General features: G+C 73.7%; 5 protein-coding genes and 1 pseudogene. All 6 read left to right on the top strand.

Annotation, left to right across the window (positions count from 1 at the left end; translation table 11 throughout):
* The first annotated feature begins 144 nt into the window (after positions 1-144).
* On the top strand, positions 145-13983 hold the full coding sequence (locus ACIBAG_RS36230; RefSeq protein ID WP_399111166.1) for an SDR family NAD(P)-dependent oxidoreductase: 13839 nt from the start codon (positions 145-147) through the stop codon (positions 13981-13983).
* A 78-nt stretch (positions 13984-14061) separates the two neighbouring features.
* Positions 14062-16383, top strand: coding sequence for a thioester reductase domain-containing protein (locus ACIBAG_RS36225; protein WP_399111165.1), 2322 nt, complete (start codon positions 14062-14064; stop codon positions 16381-16383).
* Positions 16380-17267: pseudogene (locus ACIBAG_RS36220) on the top strand (alpha/beta hydrolase); the annotation flags it as partial. The gene ACIBAG_RS36225 and the pseudogene ACIBAG_RS36220, both read left to right, overlap by 4 nt.
* A gap of 306 nt (positions 17268-17573) precedes the next feature.
* On the top strand, positions 17574-18353 hold the full coding sequence (locus ACIBAG_RS36215; protein WP_399111265.1) for an alpha/beta fold hydrolase: 780 nt from the start codon (positions 17574-17576) through the stop codon (positions 18351-18353).
* Between the two features lie 163 nt (positions 18354-18516).
* On the top strand, positions 18517-18879 hold the full coding sequence (locus ACIBAG_RS36210; RefSeq protein ID WP_399111163.1) for an ArsR/SmtB family transcription factor: 363 nt from the start codon (positions 18517-18519) through the stop codon (positions 18877-18879).
* Entirely contained in the window at positions 18872-19510 is a 639-nt protein-coding gene (locus ACIBAG_RS36205; RefSeq protein ID WP_399111161.1) for an SRPBCC family protein, read from the top strand. Before ACIBAG_RS36210 ends, ACIBAG_RS36205 begins: the two co-directional genes overlap by 8 nt.
* Positions 19511-19541: the final 31 nt, after the last annotated feature.

Raw genomic sequence — 19541 nt, 5'->3', positions numbered from 1 at the left:
GCCCGCCGCCGTACATCACCCGGCCCGCCGCCGTACGTCGACGCTTGCGCCGTACGGCGGCCGCCGCAGCCGTACCTGCACAGACGAGCCGTGCGCGCCGTACCGCCACGGACCCCTCCCGAATCCACGAGGACACCTGTCTAGATGCCTGCGCACGAGTCCCCGAAGCAGTTCCCCGACCCGTCTCTCACCACAGCCGAGGGCGTGCGGGCCTGGTTGGAGTCGGCCGTCACCGAGGCGGCCGGGCTCGACTCGCTGCGCGTCGACGTGGGGCGCCCGATCGCGGAATACGGCCTGGGATCCCGGCAGTTGGTGGCGCTGGCCGCCGAGCTGTCCGCACTGACCGGCCGGACCCTGGACCCGTCCCTCGTCTTCGACCACCCCACGATCGCGGCTCTCGCCGAGGCGGTGTTCGACGACGGGCCGGCAGCGACACGCACGACGCCCGCCGCCCCCGCGCCGGGCGACGCGCATGTGCGCCAGGACGACGGCATCGCGATCATCTCGATGGCCTGCCACTTCCCCGGCGGCGCCGACAGCCCCGAGGAGCTGTGGCGACTGCTGGCCGCGGGCGAGGACGCCATCACCGAGGTTCCGGCGGGGCGTTGGGACACACAGGGGCTGTACGACCCCGACCCGGAGGCCGCCGGCAAGGCGTACTCCCTGCGCGGCGGCTACCTCTTGGGGATCGACCGCTTCGACGCGGGATTCTTCGGGATCTCGCCGCGCGAGGCCGCCGCCATGGACCCCCAGCAGCGGCTGCTGCTGCAGACCGCCTGGGAGACGATCGAACGCGCCGGGATCGTCCCGCAGACTCTGAACGGCAGTGCCACGGGCGTCTACATCGGCCTGTACGACAGCGGTTACCTGGCCTCGGCCGCCCTGGACCAGCTCGACGGGCACGTCGGCACCGGCTCGGCATCCAGCGTGGCGTCCGGCCGCATCGCCTACACCCTCGGCCTCCAGGGCCCGGCGGTCACCGTCGACACCGCCTGCTCCTCCTCCCTGGTCGCCCTGCATCTGGCGGCCCGGGCGCTGGCGGGCGGAGAGTGCGACCTCGCGCTGGCGGGCGGCGCGTCGCTGCTGGTGACGCCGCGTGGGCACGTCGAGTTCAGCAGGCTGCGGGGGCTGTCGCCGTCCGGGCGGTGCAGGCCGTTCTCGGCGGACGCCGACGGTGTGGTGTGGGCCGAGGGCTGCGGCGTCGTGCTGCTCAAGCGGCTCGCGGACGCGCGTCGCGACGGCGACCGGATCCTCGCCGTCGTCAGGGGCTCGGCGATCAACCAGGACGGCCGAAGCCAGGGCCTCAGCGCTCCCAACGGCCCCGCCCAGGAACGGGTGCTGCGTGCCGCCCTCGATGCCGCGGGGCTCCGGCCGCACGAGCTGGACCACATCGAGGCACACGGCACCGGCACCCGACTCGGCGATCCCATCGAGGGCAGGGCCCTGGCCGCGGTCTTCGGGCCCGAGCGTCCCGCCGAACGCCCCCTCGGGGTCGGCTCCCTGAAGTCCAACATCGGTCACACCCAGGCCGCCGCCGGCATCGCCGGAGTCATCAAGACCGTGCTGGCCCTCCACCACGAACGCATGCCGGCGTCCCTGCACGCCGAGACCCCGACGGGGCACATCGACTGGGCGCACAGCGGACTGCGCGTACTCGGCGAGGCCCGGACCTGGCCACGGGATCCCGAGCGGATTCGGCGTGCCGGGGTGAGCGCGTTCGGGATCAGCGGCACCAACGCCCATGTGGTGATCGAGGAAGCTCCCGAGGGGCCGACGCAGGGCATCGAGGAGCCGACGCAAGGTGCCGGCGTCCTCCCGGGCAGCCCCGGCCCGGGCGGCCCCGGCAGCATCCTCTTCCCGCTCTCCGCCCGCACGCTCCCCGCACTCCGGGGTCAGGCCGCCCGCCTCCTCGAAACCCTTGAACACAAGCCCCGGTTGCCGCTCCCGGCCGTGGCCGCGACGCTCGCCCACCACCGCACCCACTTCGAGCACCGAGCCGTCGTCCAGGCCGCCGACCGCGACGCACTGCTCACCGCCCTGCGCGCACTCACCGAGGACCGGCCCGACACCGGCCTGACCACCGGGCCCCAACATGTCCTTCCCGCAGGCAAATTGGCTTTCGTCTTCCCGGGGCAGGGAGCCCAGTGGACGGGCATGGCGCGCGATCTGCTCGCTCGCGACCCGGTGTTCGCCGACGAACTCGACCGCTGCGACGCGGCCCTGCGGCCGTTCACCGACTGGTCGGTGACGTCCGTGGTGCGCGGCGACGCGGGCGCGCCGACCCTGGAGCGCGTCGACGTCGTCCAGCCCGTCCTCTTCGCCGTGATGGTGTCGCTCGCCGCGGTGTGGCGGGCTCGCGGCGTACGGCCGGACGCGGTCGTCGGACACAGCCAGGGCGAGGTGGCCGCCGCCTGTGTCGCCGGGGCGCTCAGCCTCAACGACGCCGCGGCGGTGGTCGCCCTGCGCAGCCGGGCCCTGACCGAACTGTCCGGCACCGGTGCCATGGCCGTCGTCGCCCTGCCGCACACCGAGGTCGAGGCACGGCTCGCCGACCATGGCGGCGAGATCGGCGTCGCCGCCGTCAACAGCGGTCGCTCCACCGTCGTCGCCGGTGCCGTGGATGCGGTGGAGGCGCTGCTCGCCGACCTCGAGCGGCGGCAGGTCTTCGTCCGCCGCCTCGATGTCGACTACGCCTCGCACAGTGACCGGATCGAGCCGGTGCGCACGACGATCCTCGACGAACTCGACGGAGTGACCACCTGCCCCACCTCCGTCGCCTGGTACTCCACGGTCACGGGCGAACCGGTCACGGTGGAGCTCGAAGCCGACTACTGGTACACCAACCTGCGCGAACCCGTCCGTTTCGCGCCCACCGTCGAGCGCATGACCGCCGACGGCTACCGCTGCTTCGTCGAACTCGGCCCGCACCCGTCACTGCTCACCGCCCTGCACACCGTCGACGAGAGCCTCGTCGCCGTCGCCTCCCTGCACCGCGACGAGGACGGCCCCGCCTGCCTGGACCGTGCGGCGGCCGAACTCCACGTCCACGGACGGCCGATCGACTGGCGCCGACTGGTCCCGCCCACCGCTCCCACCGCCCCCGCCGACCTGCCGACCTACGCCTGGGACACGCAGCGCCACTGGATCGAGCCGGCCGCCTCCGCTTCGGCACCGGGCCTCTTCGACCGCGCCGCCCACCCGTTGCTGGGCGTCCAGCTCCAGTCGGCGGACGAGACCCGCTGGACCTTCCAGGGCGAGTGGTCCCCGGCCACCGCCGACTGGCTGCCCGACCACACCGTGTTCGGCCGGACCGTGGTCTCGGGCACCACCCTGCTCGAACTCTGCCGAGCCGCTCTCGCCGTGGCCCGCCCGGACACCCCGTCCGACGTCACCGACCTGCTCCTCCTGGCACCGCTCACCCTGCCCGAGACGGGCACGGTCGAGGTGTCCGTCGAGGTGGTCACCGCCGCGGCCGTACCGGAGATCACGGTCCACAGCCGTCCGCGCGGCCAGGAAGGCACGGACTGGACCCTGCACGCCACCGCCTCCGCCGCCGAGTCCGCCGCGGAGCCGGCCGGCGAACCACCGACGTGGCCCGAGACCGCCGAACCGGCCTGGGGCGCGCAGACCTACGAACGACTGACCTCTCTCGGCCTCGGCCACGGCCCCGCCTTCCAGGGCGTACGACAGGCCGCCGCGACCGGCGACGGGACCGTGCTCGCCCGCCTCTCGCTGCCGCCCGTGGCCCGTGACACGGCCGACCCCTACCCGGTGCATCCCGCGCTCCTGGACGCCGCCCTCCAGGTGGCCGCCGCCCTCGACCCTGCCGACCAGCGGGTTCTGCTGCCGGTGGCGGTGTCCCGCTGTGTGCTGCCGCCCGGGGGCGCAACGGACCTCACCGCCTCCGTGCGCCGGGCCGGCGGCGACTGCGGCACGGACGTCACCCTGGACGTCGGCCTGTGGGATGCCGACGGCTTCCCGGCGGGCCGTCTGGAGGGCGTACGCCTGCGCGCCGTGAAGCCGGCCGACCTGAACGGCGGCTCGGAGAACGCGCGGCACCTGTACGAGGTGGCGTGGACGGCCGTACCGGACATGCCGGCCGACGCACCCGGCGACGCGTGGACCGTCCACGGCGACCCCTCGGACCCGGCGGTCGTGTCGGCCGTGCGTGCGCTGCGCGCGGCGGGCGTCCGGGTCATCGACGGGGGCGGCGCCGAGACGGTCGTACGGTTCTGGCCCCGCCCGACCGCCGACACCGAACCGGTCGCCGCCGCCCACGAGCTGGCGGCCACGGCCCTGGCCGAACTGCGTGCGCTGATCGCCCTCCCGCCGGACGAGGCACCCACGCGCACCGTCTGGGTGACCCGCGGAGCGGTCGCAGCCGCCGACGGCGACGCGGTTGCCGGGTTCGCCCAGTCGGTACTGTGGGGACTCGTCCGCGGCGCCCGCAGCGAACACCCGGATCTCGGAATCGCCCTCCTGGACCTCGACGGCGACGACGAACCCTCACTGCTCTCCGCCGCCGCGCACACCGGCGAGCCGGAACTCGCCCTGCGGGGCGGTGAGTTGCTGGCGCCGCGTCTGGTACGTGCCGGTCCGGCGGCATCCGACCGGCCGGCTCCGCTCCCCGGCGCCGGGACCGTATTGATCACCGGAGGCCTCGGCGCGGTAGGCCGCCACATCGCCCGTCTGCTCGCCCAGAACGGCGTCCCCCGCCTGCTGCTCACATCCCGCCAGGGACCCGCCGACGCCCGCGCGGCCGACGTCACCGCCGAACTGACCGCCCTCGGCGCCGAAGTCGAGATCGCCGCGTGCGACGTCGCCGACGCGGCGGCCCTGGCGGACGTACTGGCCCGCATCGGCGACGAGTCGCCCCTGCGCGGCGTCGTCCACTGCGCCGGAGTCCTCGCCGACGGCGTGGTGGCCGAGCTGACCCCCGAACGTCTCGGGCAGGTGCTGCGCCCCAAGGTCGACGGCGCCGTCCAGCTGCACCGGCTCACCGCCGACCACCCGCTCGACCTGTTCCTCCTGGTCTCCTCGGCCGCCGGAGTCGCCGGCAGCGCGGGCCAGGCCAACTACGCGGCCGCCAACGCCTTCCTCGACCAACTCGCCCACCGCCGACGCGCCTTGGGCCTGCCCGGCGTCTCGGTCTCCTTCGGCGCCTGGGCGGAAGAGGGGCTCGCCGCCGTCCACGCCGACCTGGAGCGGATGGCCCGCCTCGGTCACCGTGCCCTCACCGCCGACCAGGGCCGGGAGCTGACCGGACTGGCCCTGCGGCGCGGCGCCCCGCACCTGGTCGCCTGGGCCTTGGACCTGCCCCGGCTGCGAGCCGCCGCACCGACGGGCGCCCTGTGGCGCGCCCTGCTCCCGGCACCCCGGCCCGCCCACACGGCCGGCCGCACCCTCGCCGACCGACTGGCCCGGCTGCCGGAGCCCGAGCGCGCCGCCCGCGTCCTCGCCTTGGTCCGCGAGGAGGCCGCGCACGCCCTCGGTCTGCGCTCGGCGCAGTCCGTACCTCCGGACCAGCCGCTGCGCGACCTCGGCATGGACTCGGTGACCGCGGTCGACCTGCGCAATCGCGTCAGCGCCCGCCTCGGCACCAAGCTCCCGGCCACCCTGCTCTTCGACCATCCGACGCCGGGCCGTCTCGCCGAGTACCTGCTGAGCGGCGCCGTGGCGGCAACGGGGCCCACGAGCCGCGAGGCCGCCGCCCGCTCTTCGCGCGAGGCAGCGGCCGCTGCCACCCGCGCCTCCGACGAGCCGGTGGCCATCGTCGCCATGGCCTGCCGACTGCCCGGCGGCGTGACCGACCCGGAGGGTCTGTGGCGCCTGGTCGCGGAGGGACGGGACGCGGTCGGACCGTTCCCGGCGGGGCGGTGGGACGTCGAGTCGCTGTACGACCCCGACCCGGACGCCCCCGGCAAGACCTACGCCCGCGAGGGCGGCTTCCTCGACGACATCGACTCCTTCGACGCCGGATTCTTCGGCATCACCCCGAAGGAGGCGGCGGCCATGGATCCGCAGCAGCGACTGCTCCTGGAGACCGCCTGGGAATCGCTGGAGCGCGCCGGAATCGTGCCCGCCGACCTGGCCGGCAGCACCACCGGCGTGTACGTCGGCATGTTCGGCAGCGACTACCTGTCCGGCACCCGGCTCGACCAACTCGACGGCTACGTCGGCACCGGTTCCGCCCTGAGCGTCGCCTCGGGACGGCTCGCCTACACACTGGGGCTGAACGGCCCCGCCCTCACGGTCGACACCGCCTGCTCGTCCTCGCTGGTGGCCGTGCATCTCGCGGCGCAGGCGCTGCGCGCGGGCGAGTGCGATCTGGCGCTCGCCGGGGGCGTCACCCTGATGGTCACGCCGCAGACCTTCGTCGAGTTCAGCCGGCTGCGCGGCCTGTCGCCCACCGGCCGCTGCCGCTCCTTCTCCGACGCCGCCGACGGCGCCGTCTGGGCCGAGGGCGCCGGCATGGTCGTACTCAAACGACTGGGCGACGCCCGGCGCGACGGTGACCCGATCCTCGCCGTGCTGCGCGGCACCGCCGTCAACCAGGACGGCCGCAGCCAGGGCCTGTCCGCGCCGAACGGCCCCGCGCAGGAACAGGTGATCCGGCGCGCCCTGGAGCAGTCCGGGCTGCGGCCCGCCGACCTCGACCACGTCGAGGCCCACGGCACCGGCACGACCCTGGGCGACCCGATCGAGGCCAACGCCCTCGCGGCGGTCTTCGGCGCCTCGCGCCCCGAAGGGCGTCCGCTCCACCTGGGCTCGCTGAAGTCCAACGTCGGGCACACACAGGCGGCTTCGGGCGTCCTCGGCCTCATCAAGGTCGTGCAGTCACTGCACAACGCGATCCTGCCGCGCAGTCTGCACGCCGACACGCCCAGCCGCCATGTCGACTGGGCGGACGGCGGACTGCGTCTGCTGCGGGAGGAGGTGCCCTGGCCCGCGTCGGCGGAGCGGGTGCGGCGTGCGGGGGTGAGCGCCTTCGGGATCAGCGGCACCAACGCCCATGTGATCGTGGAGGAGGCCGAATCCCGGGCCGAATCCCAGGCCGAGCCCGAGGCTGCCGAACTCCCGCACGGAAAGCACCTGTTCGTCCTGTCGGGCCGCAGCGAGGCGGGCCTGCGAGGACAGGCCGCCGCGCTGGCCCGCCACCTGGCGGCCGACCCGGTCGGGCTGCCGCATGTGGCCCACACCCTGGCCCGGCACCGCAGCCACTTCGAGCGGCGTACGGCGATCGTGGCCGAGGAGCGTGGTGAACTGCGCTCCGTTCTCGACGAGTTGGCGGCCGGACGGATGCCGTTGCCGCCGCACCGGGAGGAGCGGACGGGGAAGGTCGCCTTCGTCTACGCCGGACATGGTGGTCAGTGGCCCGGGATGGGCCTGGACCTCATGGCCGAGTCGGAGGCGTTCCGCGAGGAGCTGACCCGGATCGACGCGGCGGTGGAGCGGGCCGCCGGATGGTCGGTGCTCAACGCGCTGCGGGCGCCCGAGGAGTTCTCCCCGCTCGAGCGGACGGAGTATCTCCAGCCGACGCTGTTCGCGGTGAACGCGGCGCTGACGGTCGCCTGGCGCTCGCTCGGCATCACCCCGGACGCCGTGACCGGCCACAGCCTGGGCGAGATCGCCGCCGCGTACGGCGCGGGCGCCCTCAGCCTGGACGACGCCGTGACCGTGGTGACCGGGCGGGCCCGGACGGTCGTACCGGTCGTGGGCAAGGGCGGCATGCTGTCCCTGGACCTGCCGCGCCCGCGTGTGGAGGAACTGCTCGCCCCTTACACCGGCCGGCTGTTCGTCGCCGCGGTCAACAGCCCGCACTCCACGGCCGTCTCCGGCGACGGCGACGCCCTGGCCGAGCTGCGCGGCGTCCTCGACGAGCGGGGTGTCAGGGTCCGGTCGCTCTCGACGCCGTTCGCCTCGCACACCCCGCTGATGTCCCCGCTGCGCGCGGACCTGCTCGACCGCCTCGCGGGCATCCGGAGCAGACGCGCCCGGACCCCGCTGTACTCGACGGTGCTGGCGGAACCCGTGGCCGCAGACCGGCTCGACCCCGGTTACTGGTACGCCAACCTCAGCGAGCAGGTCCGCTTCGCGGACACGGTCCGCCGCATGCTGGACGACGGCCACCGGTACTTCGTCGAGCTGAGCCCGCACCCCTCGCTGGGCTCGTCCATCGAGGCGGTGGCGGCCGAGGCCGGCATCGACGCGGTGAGCGTCGGCTCGCTGCGCCGGCAGCGGGGCGGACGGGACGCGCTGCTGCGCGGGCTGGGGGACCTGTACGCCGCCGGCCACACGCCCGACTGGTCCACGCTCTTCCCGGCCGGCCGCCGCGTCGACCTGCCGACCTACGCCTTCGCCCGCGAACGCCACTGGCTCGCCCCCGCTCCGGCCACCGCGACCGGTGCCTCTCCGCTCCTCGGCACCCACGTCGAGGCAAGCGACGAGGCCGACCGGCACCTCTTCCAGAGCGAGGTGGACCTGCGCGACAGCCGCTTCGCCTATCTGACCGACCACAAGGTCACCGGCGAGGTGTGGCTGCCCGCCGCCGCCTTCCTCGCCATGGCGCTGGAGGCCGCGTCCGCCGTACAGGACGGCGCCGGTGTACGGCTCGCCGACGTCAGGTTCGTCCGGCCGCTGCGCCTCGACGAGTCCCGGCCGACCCGGCTGCAACTTGTCCTGAGCCCCGCCGCCGACGGTTTCCGGGACTTCACCATCGCCGCGTCACCCGCCGGGCACGGACAGCGCCCACGCTGGGAACGCCAGGTCGGCGGACGCGTCGCCGTCACCCCGGCAGAGCCCGACACCGTCTGCGCCGAATCGCTTGCAGTTCTGCGCACACAGTGCACGGAGCAGGTCGACCTGCCCGCCGTGTACGGCGCCCTCGCCACCCTCGGTATCGAGTACGGCCCGGCCTTCCGAGGCCTGGAGTCCGGCCGGCGCACCCACTCCGCGAGCCTCGCCCGACTGGCCGGCAAACCCACCGCCGGTCATCTGCTGCACCCGGCCGTCCTGGACGCCGCCTTCCACGCGGCCGCGCTGCCCGGTGACGCGCCCGAGGGGCGGGCGTTCGTACCGGCCGGCGTCGGACGCCTCCGCCACACCGGACTGCGCGGCACGCCGGTTTGGGTGGCCTGCGAACTGCGGTCGGTGTCCGGCGACACCGCCACGCTGGACCTTCGGCTCTACGACGAGAACGACCAACTCCTCCTGGCGGCCGAGGACTTCGAGCTGTCCGCGCTCTCGCCGCTGGACGGGGCGCTGTTCGAGACCCGCTGGCAGCCCCGTTCGCCCGCCAACGAGCCGGCCGAGCAGGGCAGTTGGCTGATCCTGGCCGACGAGTCGGGCGTGACCGGCGAACTCGTCGAACGGCTGGGCGACTCCGTGCCGTATGTGATCGCCCGCAGGGGCGCCGAGTTCGCCGCCGAGGGTTTCGGTCGCTACGTCCTCGATCCGGCCGACCAGGGGCACCTGACCCGCCTCCTGGGCGAGGCCTTCGCGAGCGAACCGCCCGAGCGAGTCGTGCAGTTGTCCGCCCTTGACGCTCCCGCGATCGTGGACGCGGACACGGCCGAGGAGGCCGCCCGGCTGTGCTGCCTCAGCACCCTTCACCTGGTGCGCGCGCTCGCCGACCGCACGCAGGGCCCGGCGCCCCGCCTCTTCGTCCTCGTACGGGGCAGCCAGGCGGCCGGCGACAGCACGCGGGTGACGCACCCTCAGCAGGCCCTCGCCTGGGGCTTCGCGCTTGCGGTGGCGCAGGAGCACCCGGAGCTGCGGACCACGCTCGTCGACCTCCCGCCGACGGACGGCGTCGACTCCCTGTGGACACAGCTGCGCCACGCCGACGACGAACGGCTCGTCGCGCTGCACGCATCCGGACGGCTGGTACCCCGTCTGACCCGCACCCGACCGGACGACGGCGGTCACGGGGCCGGCACCGCGGACGGTGTGCAGCTGATCACCGGTGGCCTGGGCGGTCTCGGACGTGTCGTCGCCGAGCGGCTGGTCCGCCGCGGCGCCCGTCGCCTGGCCCTGATGAGCCGGAGCGCACCGTCATCGGACGCCCTGCGCTGGATCCGGGGTCTCGAAGAGCGGGGGGTGACCGTGCACGTGGCCCGCGCGGACGTCGCCGACCGCGACGGCCTCACCGCCGCCCTGCACGCCGTACGCCACGCACTCGGCCCGATCGCCGGCGTCGTCCACGCGGCCGGCGTCCTCGACGACGCCACGATCGCCAACCTGACCGACGAACGCGTCCGGCGCGTCCTCGCGCCCAAGGTCCTCGGCACCGCCCTGCTGACCGAACTCACCCCGGACGCCGAGGACTTCGTCCTCTTCTCCTCGGCGGCCGGTCTGCTCGGCTCGGCCGGACAGAGCCCGTACTCGGCGGCCAACGCCTTCCTCGACGCCTGGGCCCACCACCTCTCCCGCACCGACCGTCGGGCGCTCAGCCTGGACTGGGGCGCCTGGTCGGGCGTGGGCATGGTGTCCGGATCCGGCGCACGAGAGGCCGAGACGGCCCGCTCGGGCCTCGTCGCCTTCTCCGCGCGGGACGGCGGCGAACTCTTCGACCGGGTCCTGACCACCGCCCGCCGCCAGCTCGCCCCCCTGGCCCTCGACTGGGATCTGCTGGCCCTCGATCCCGACGCCGCCCGCACCCGCCCGATCCTTGCCGACCTGGTCACCGCCCCCACGGGCACGCCCGACACGCACGACCTCGTCACGAAGGTGTACGCAGCGACGAACGGCACCGAACGGACCCTGCGGCTGGAGGCATACGTACGCGCCCGAGTCGGCGCGGTCTGCGGCAGTGCCGTCCGGGTCTCCGCGACCACGGCCCTGAAGGAACTCGGCCTCGACTCCCTCATGCTCGTGCGGCTGCGCAACGCCTTCGCCCGCGACCTGGGCGTGGAACTCCCCGCGGCCACCGTCTTCTCGGCCGCCGACATCCGCGGCCTCGCCCAGGCCCTGAGCACGGCACTGCCCGAAACGCCCCTGTCCGAACGGGAGGCCACAGCACAGGAGGAGCCGCAGCGCCCGACGGAGGTGCCGGCCACCGAACTCCTCCCCGCGACCCGAGACGTCGTACGCCTGTTGCGCAGCGCCCGGCCCGGCATGCCGGAGGCCGCCCACGCCGTCGGTCTGGCCGTCCGCCTCGCCACACCGACCACCCGCGACACCCTCACCGGCATCCTCACCCGCCTCACCGCCCGGCACGCTGCCCTGCGCACCGCCGTCGTCACCGCCGAGGCCGGCGGCCGGCAACTGCGGGTCGACCGCGAACTGCCGGAATCCTTGCTGCGATGGACACCCCTGCCGGAGGGCACGGCCGTTGACGCCGCCGACCGGCTGCGCGAGCTCCTGGAGCCACCCTTCGACCTGGCTGTGGCGCCCTTGTGGCGTTTCGAGTTGCTGGACGCCGGCGAGCACGGTCAGATCCTCCTCCACGGCGCCCACCACGCCGTGAGCGATCTGCAGTCCCTGCTGCTGGTGGCGGGCGAGATCGACGCCGAGCTCTCCGGCGACGTGCTCGGCGACACCGTCACCAACCGCGACGTCCACCTGCTGATCGAGGCCCAGCGGACCGACGATCACCCGGGCGGTGGCACCGACGCGAGTGAATGGCGCGAGGCCTTCCAAGGCAGCGCACGCCTCGAGCTGACCCTGAGCCGTCCGCGTCCGCAGACCCGCTCGTACCGGGCCGGCAGCGTCACCGTGCCGATCCCCGACGGGCTCATGGACCGGATCTCGGCGGCCGCGAGCCGCCTGGCGGTGACCCCCGCCGCGTTCTGCCTCGGCACCCTCACCGTTCTGCTGGCCAGAAAGCGCGAGCGTGAGCGCTTCGTCCTCGCCGTGCCCGTCGACACCCGCGTCCACGCCGACGCCTACGACGCCGTGGGCTTCTTCGGCGTACCGGTGCCGTTCCCCGCCGAGGCGAACGCGGGGGAGCGGATCGAGGAGGTGCTGCACCGCACCGACAGGCGGCTGCAACGGGTGCTGGCCAAGGGCGCGATGTTCTCCGACGTGCTGCCGGTGCTGGCCCGGCAGGGCCTGTACCGGGCCAACGCGCCGCTGGTCGAGGTGTACTTCAACTACGTGCGGGCCGCGGGCCGGCCGGGCGGCCTCGAGGTGCTGCCGGCGGGTACCGGCTACTCCGACCTCGACCTGATGATCACCATGACGCCGGACGCCGGCCGCATCCGCCTGGACCACAGCCTCGACATCCTGGACGCGTCGACGGTCACCGAACTCGGGGAGGAACTGCTGCGGCTGCTCGCGGAGACGGCCGGGGACCCGACACGCCGGGTTCGTACGGTGCCGACGACGACCGAGGCCCCGCCGGCGAGGCCCTCCACCGCACCGGCCGAGGTGCTCGCCCTCGCCGCCACTTTCGCCCTCGGCAACCTGCCCCTGATGTGCGAGACGGCGATCGACGAAGCGTGCGGCGACGGCGACAGGGGCGGCGGATCGGTAGGGGACGGCAGCGTGACGACCGTCGCCGAGGCGCCGTACCACCACGTCCTGGCGAGCCTGCGCGACCCGTCCGGCGTGTTCGCCGACCCGGCCGCCACCGCGGGCGTCGTACTGCTGCGGGCGGCGGACCTGCGCCGGTTCGGCCCGGTCGACGACGCGCTGCTCGCCGAGCTGCGCACCGCCTACCCCGCCGCGTTGCGCGCGGTGGCCGAGCGCACCCGCAAGCCGCTGATCGTCGGCTTCCTGCCCACCGCACGGCCCGAGGACCGTCTCGACCGATGGGAACGGGAGATCGCCGACGAGCTGGCCGAGCTGCCCGGCATCGCCGTGCTCGGCCCCGACGACTGGACCCGCCACCACCCGGTGGAGGAGCGCTTCGACGAGCGGACCGAACGGCTGGCCCACCTCCCGTTCACCCCGCACTTCCAGGCGGCCGTGGCGCTGCGCCTGGCCGAGGTGGTCCGGGCGGTACGGCGCCCGGCACCGAAGGTGATCGCGGTCGACGGCGACGAGACCCTGTGGGGCGGCGTGGCCGGGGAGATCGGTCCCGAGGCCGTCGACCTGACGGGTCCGCGAGCCCTGCTCGCCCGCAGGCTGCTGGCGTGGCGGGCGGCCGGCGCGCTGCTGGTGCTGGTCAGCAACAACGACGAGGACACCGTCCGCGCCGTACTCGACCGGCCGGACAGCCCCCTGAAGGCGGAGCACTTCAGCGTGCTCTGCGCGGCCTGGGGCCCGAAACCGGCCCGCCTGGCCGAGGCGGCGCGCACCCTGAACCTCGGTCCGGACAGCTTCCTGTTCCTCGACGACAACCCGGCCGAGATCGCCAGGATGCGCGCCGCGCTGCCACAGGTCCTGTCCGTGACCTGCCCGCCCGAGGCCGAACTGCCCGAGTTCCTGGACCGGTTGTGGCCCCTGGTGCCGGCCGCGGCGACCGCCGAGGACGGACTGCGGGCGCGGTTCTACGAGCACGAGCGGGAGCGTGACGCCGCGCGCGAACAGGCCGGGTTCGAGGAGTTCCTGGACCGGCTGGAGCTGGAGGTCGACATCCGGGCGCTGACCGACGCCGACGTGCGGCGCGCCGAGCAACTCGTGGCCCGCACCAACCAGTTCACCCTCCGCGCCCGCACCGCCGACGGCGGCGACGTCGCGCGCTGGCGAGAGCACGGCGAGGTCTGGACCGCCGCGGCCCGCGACCGCTTCGGCGACTACGGCCAGATCGGCCTCCTCGCCGTGCGCCGCGAGGGCGACCAACTCGACGTCCTCGCCTGGCTGATGAGCTGCCGCGCCCTCGGCCGGGGCGTCGAGGAACGCCTGCTGCGCTGGCTGGCCGACCGCGCCGAAGACCTGGACTGCGCCAAGATCCGCCTGACCGCGGAACGCACCCCGCGCAACGCTCCCGCCCGCCGCCTGCTCGCGGCGCTGGGCGGCGGCGACCAGGACGACGAGCGCCTGGAGACCGTGGTCACGCCGGAACACCTGCGGACGTTCCGTTCCTGGCGGGAGCAGTGACGACACCGTTCAGGGGGCGGCTGAGAGCCACCCGGACGGCACCGACGAAGGGGCAGGGCAACACCGTGAAGGACTCTCATGCGTGAGGTGAACGAGAACGTGCCGTCGGCCGCAGACCAGCGGGCGACCGCGGAGGCGATAGAGCGGGGTGGTGCCGGCCTGACCGTGCCCGACCTGCTGGCCAAGGTCACTGCACCGGCGGCGGCCACGCGGGCCGATGCGGAACCACCGCGGGACCTGGCCGCACTCGCCGCCACCATCGCAGGCATGGCGGGCCGTTACCTTCCGGCCGGCCGCCTTTCCCCCGACGCCGACTTCTTCGACGCGGGGGGCACCTCCGTGAGCGCCGTGGAACTTGTAGCGGCGCTGGAGGACGAGCTGGGCATGCAGCTCGACCTGGACGAGGTGTTCGCCGACGCCAGGCCGGTCAGCCTGGCGAAGCGCCTGATGGAGAGCACCGTCGCCGCAACTGCCGTACCGCAAGCGGCCGAACCGGCGGCGATCGAGGCGGTCCGGTCCCCGGTGGTCGCCACGCCACGGCCCCGTGTCACCGCCCCGTCGCACTCCACGGCCCGCCCCGACGACCTCACCCGGATTCTCGCCGACCTGTCCCTCGCCGACCGCCTCCCCTTCACGGCCTCGCCCGAACCCGTGCCACCTCGCCGCATTCTCCTGACCGGAGCCACCGGCTTCCTCGGCAGCCACATCCTCCTGGACCTGCTGCGGCACAGCGACGCCCATGTCCACTGCCTGGTCCGCGCCGCCGACGAGAACGCGGCCGTCACCCGGCTCGGCGAGGCACTCAAGAGCTACGCCCTGCCCTGGTCGTCGGAGGTCCGACGCCGTATCACCGTGCTACCCGGCGACATCCGGCAACCCCACCTGGGCCTGCCCGACGACCACTGGAACACGCTCGCCCGCGAACTGGACGGCATCGTCGGGGTCGCGGCCGCCGTGGACTTCCTGCGCGGCTACCGGTCACTGCGCACCAGCAACGTCCTCGGCGCCCTCACCCTCGCCGAACTCGCCGCGACCGGGCGCCCCAAGCCCCTGCACCACATCTCCTCGATCGCCGTGTTCAACGAGGTCGGCATCCCGTCCATGGGCGAGGACGACCCCCTCGCCCACATCGATCGCCTCGTCGCCGGCTACGACCAGACCAAGTGGGCCGCGGAAGTCGCCCTGCGCCGGGCCCGTGACCACGGCTTGGTCGTCACCGCCCTGCGCCCCGGCGGCATCGGCGGCCACACCAGGACCGGCGCCTACAACCCCCAGGACCTCAGCAGCGGCCTGATCTCGGCCTTCGGCCGCTTCCGCACCGTCCCGGCCTTCCGCCACCTCAACGCCGCCCCCGTCGACTGGGTCAGCCGCGTCGCGGTCGCCGCCATCTGCGAACCCGATGCCTGGGGTTTCGACTACAACCTCACCGGCGTCCCCAACACCCTCGACGACGTCGTACGGGACATGGCGCTCGGCGGGATGCACGTCCGCGTACAGGACTGGGACGAGTGGCGCGCCGACACCCTGGCCCGGCTGGAGGCGGAGCCCGTCCCCGAACTGGCCTTCCTGACCCGCGTGTTGCAGAGCCCCACCGCCCTGAAGCTGTGCGAGGCGACCCTCGAGGGCCCGGCCGCCACAGCCGACCGCACCACCGCACTCGTCGAGGCCCTCGGCCTGCCGACCGCCGCCCGCTACGACGCGCGCGCCCAGCTGAAGACGTTCGAGCGACTCGCCGCCGACGGCCTGGCCCGCCTCCCGCAGAAGGACGACCAGCCCTATCTGTGGTTCACCGAGACCACCGAAGGCCGCGTCGGCCCGGTCGGAGCCACCCCCGACACCCCCTGCGCGATGTCCCTCACCCTGTCCATCGCGAGCATGCACCAGCTGGTCACCGACCGCCGCGTCGACGTCCGAGGCGAACTCACCTGCCCCGCCCTGCACCCCGTACCGCTGACCGTGGCACGCGGCGACATCTGGATCCGCCCCGAGGACGGCATCCCGCACGCCCACGGTCTGCGCCACCAACTCCTGCGCTACCGACTCGAGCTGACCGACGCCGACGGAGGCCGCTGGTGGCTGGAGGGCCACAAGTACGCCCGCGCCCGCCGCGACCTGTGGCGCCAGACCCGCGCCCTGACCGTCGAACTCGGCCGAGAGGGCGAACCCGCGAGCCTGGCCGGCGAGGTCGTCGTCCCCGCCGACTCCTACGTACGCGACCAGATCGACGGCATCAGGGTCGACCCGCGCCTGACCAGCCAGGAGAAGCGTGCCGCCAAGCTGACCTGGCTCGCCTGGTTCGGCCTGGAGATGGGGCGCGGCCTGCTCGGCCCCTTCGCCCGGGCCGCAGCGGACCTGCTCGACCTGCGCCGCACCCCGACCTCCACGGAGCAGCACCGATGATCTTCCGCACGACGACCCCCAGGACCACCAGGCCGGCCCTGCGCAAGGTCAGGACCACCACGACCCTGCGCCCCCTCCACCACCGACTCGACCCGGCACGGGTCGAGGAGATCCCGCTCCACGCCCCGGACGGCGTCCGCCTCGGCCTGACCCGCATCGACCCCGGCGACGCCGACCGCCCCGCCGTGCTGGTCCTGCACGGCCACACCGCGTCCGCCGACATGTTCCTGCTGCCCGAGACCCGCAACCTGGTCGACGTCCTCCTCGACGAGGGCTACGAACCCTGGCTGCTCGACTGGCGGGGCAGCTGCCGGCTCCCGTACAACGAGACGGGCCGCCGCTACACCTACGACGACGTCGCCCTCCACGACATCCCCGAGGCCGTACGCCACATCCGCACCCGCATCGGCGAGCGCCCCCTGTCCGTCGTGGCCCACTGCATCGGCTCCCTCGCCCTGTCCCTGAGCATGACGGCGGGCCTGGTACCCGGTCTGGCGGGCGTGGTGTCCCAGGGCGTGTTCCTGACCCCGAAGCTCGCGGGCCGCACCTCCCTGCGCATGAGCCTGGCCGGGGAACTGCTGAAGTCCCATATCGACCACATCCCCGTCGACTTCCGCAAGGTCGGCCTGTGGTCCAGGTACACCCCGCTGTTCGCCCTGGCCTCACGCAAGGCGACCTGCCCGGACCCCACCTGCCAGATCCTGCACAACTCGGCCTGGGGCACCGGCGCCTCCCTCTTCGTCCACGAGCACCTGACCGACACCACCCACCAGCGCCTCGCCGAACTCCTCGGCCCCGCCCCACTGTGGATCCTGCCGCACCTGCGCCGCATCGAACTGGCCCGCACCGTGGTCCGCTGGCACGACACCGACCACCGCTACCGGGCCCTCCCGCAGAACGCGCTCGATGCCGCCGCCCGCATCGACACCCCCGTCCTGCTCCTGGCGGGCAGTGAGAACGGCCTGTGGCTGGACTCCCAGAAGCTCTGCCGCGACGTCCTCGCCCACCGCCAACCGCAACTGGACGTGAGATCCCCGGCTACGGCCACCTGGACACGTTCCTCGGCAGGGGAGCGGCCCTCGACGTCTTCGGGCACATCCTCGATTTCCTGGGCGAACGCCGGTGACGGCGGCGGGCACGGCCGGTTACCGTACTGGTCAGTAACCGGAATCGCTCCCAGGAGGCCACCCATGCCGCAGCTCGAAGTCGACGGCGCAGCGCTGACGTACGACGACGAGGGCCCGCGCGACGGCGACGGTGTGCCCCTGGTGTTCGTCCACGGCTGGACGGCGAACCGGCACCGCTGGGACCACCAGCTCGCCCACTTCTGCGAGCGGCGGCGGGTGGTCCGGCTCGACCTGCGCGGGCACGGCGAGAGCAGCGGGGCGGGGGTGCCCTCGATCGACGTCCTGGCGAAGGACGTCCTCGCCCTCCTCGACCATCTGAAGATCGAGCGGTTCGCGATCATCGGTCACTCCATGGGCGGGATGATCGCCCAGACCATCGCGCTGTCCCACCCCGAGCGGGTCGAGCGCATGGTGCTGGTGAACTCCATCGGCAGGATGACCTACAGCAGGGGCCGCGCCCTGCTGATGGCCGCCTCGACGCTCGCCCCCTTCAAGGTGTTCCTCGCCGCCAACATCCAGCGCGCCTTCGCCCCCGGCCACCCGCGCGAGGAGATCCGCGAGTACATCCGCGCCTCCGCCGAGACACCCCGGGAGGTCGTCATGACGCTGTACGGCGCCATGCGCGCCTTCGACGTGCTCGACCGGGTCGGCGAGATCCGGACGCCCACCCTGATGGTGCACGGATACCACGACATCCAACTGCCCGTCTCCCAGATGCTGCGGATGGCCAAGGCCTACCCGGACGCGGTGATCCGCATCGTGGACGCCGGTCATGAACTCCCGGTCGAGAAGCCGGCCGAACTGACGAAGGCACTCGACTCGTTCCTCGGCGACCGAGGCTAGGAGTACGGGCCGCGACCAGCGGCCCAAGCCGAGACGAGCGGCAAAGGCCGAGACGAGCGGGCGCGTTCCGAGGCCGGCGGGCCCGTGCCGCGCCCGCGCCCGACGGACCGGCCACCCATGGGCTTTATTTAAGCCTTTCCTTATATAAGCGTGGGCTGGCATAGTGAGGGCCGTGCACGCCTTCGATGTGCTGGGTGATCCGGTTCGCCGCCGGATATTGGAGCTGCTCGCGGTCGGTGAGCAGGCATCGGGCGACATCAGTGCCGTGATCCAGGACGAATTCGGAATCTCCCAACCCGCCGTGTCGCAGCATCTCCGGGTGCTGCGCGAGAGCGGCTTCGCCTCCGTGCGGGCGGAGGGCACCCGGCGGCTGTACGCCGTCGACGCCGCTCCGCTGCGCGAGGTGGACGCATGGCTGGAGAGGTTCCGGGGTTTCTGGGAGCAGCGGCTCGACGCCCTCGAAACGGAACTCGCGCGAGGAAAGCGCGAACGCAGACTGAGAAAGGAAGCGAGCGGGGATGAGTGAGATCGTCGACGAGCTGAACCGCCTGCACCGGCAGGTCGGGGTACGGCAGGTCGAGGCGGGCGAGGCCCGCACGGTGCTGATGCGGCGTACGTTCGACGCGGAGCTCGCCGATGTGTGGGACGCCGTGACGTCGCCGGAGCGAATCGGCCGCTGGTTCCTGCCGGTCAGCGGGGAGTTCAGGGTCGGCGGCCGGTACCAGCTGCAGGGCCAGGCCGGCGGCGAGATCCTGCAGTGCGAGGAGCCGACGCGGCTGCGGGTCAGCTGGTTGTACGGGCCCGACCCGGGCTTCAGCGAGGTCGAGGTGCGCCTCACGCCGGACGGTGAGGAGCGGACGGTGCTGGAGCTGGAGCACGTGGCCGTGGTGCCGCCCGTCTTCTGGGACCGGTTCGGGCCCGGAGCCGTCGGTGTCGGCTGGGACGGGGCGCTGCTGGGGCTCGGCATGCATCTCGCCGGCGGTGGGATGAGCAGGGAGGAGGCCGAGGCCTGGCAGGTATCGGACGAGGGCAAGGCGTTCTACACGCGGTCCGGCGAGCTGTGGGGGCAGGCCTACGCGGTGTCGGGGGCCGAGGAGGAGGCCGTGGCGGCGACGACGGCGGCGACGGTCGCGTTCTACACCGGGGCCGAGTCGTAGGCGGGACGTGTCCGGCGCGGCACCTGCTGCG

The sequence above is a fragment of the Streptomyces sp. NPDC051243 genome (genome assembly GCF_044455405.1).
In the GTDB taxonomy this organism is placed as follows: Bacteria; Actinomycetota; Actinomycetes; order Streptomycetales; family Streptomycetaceae; genus Streptomyces.
Note: the sequence above shows the minus strand (reverse complement) of the source record. Positions and strands in the feature narration are given on the sequence as shown.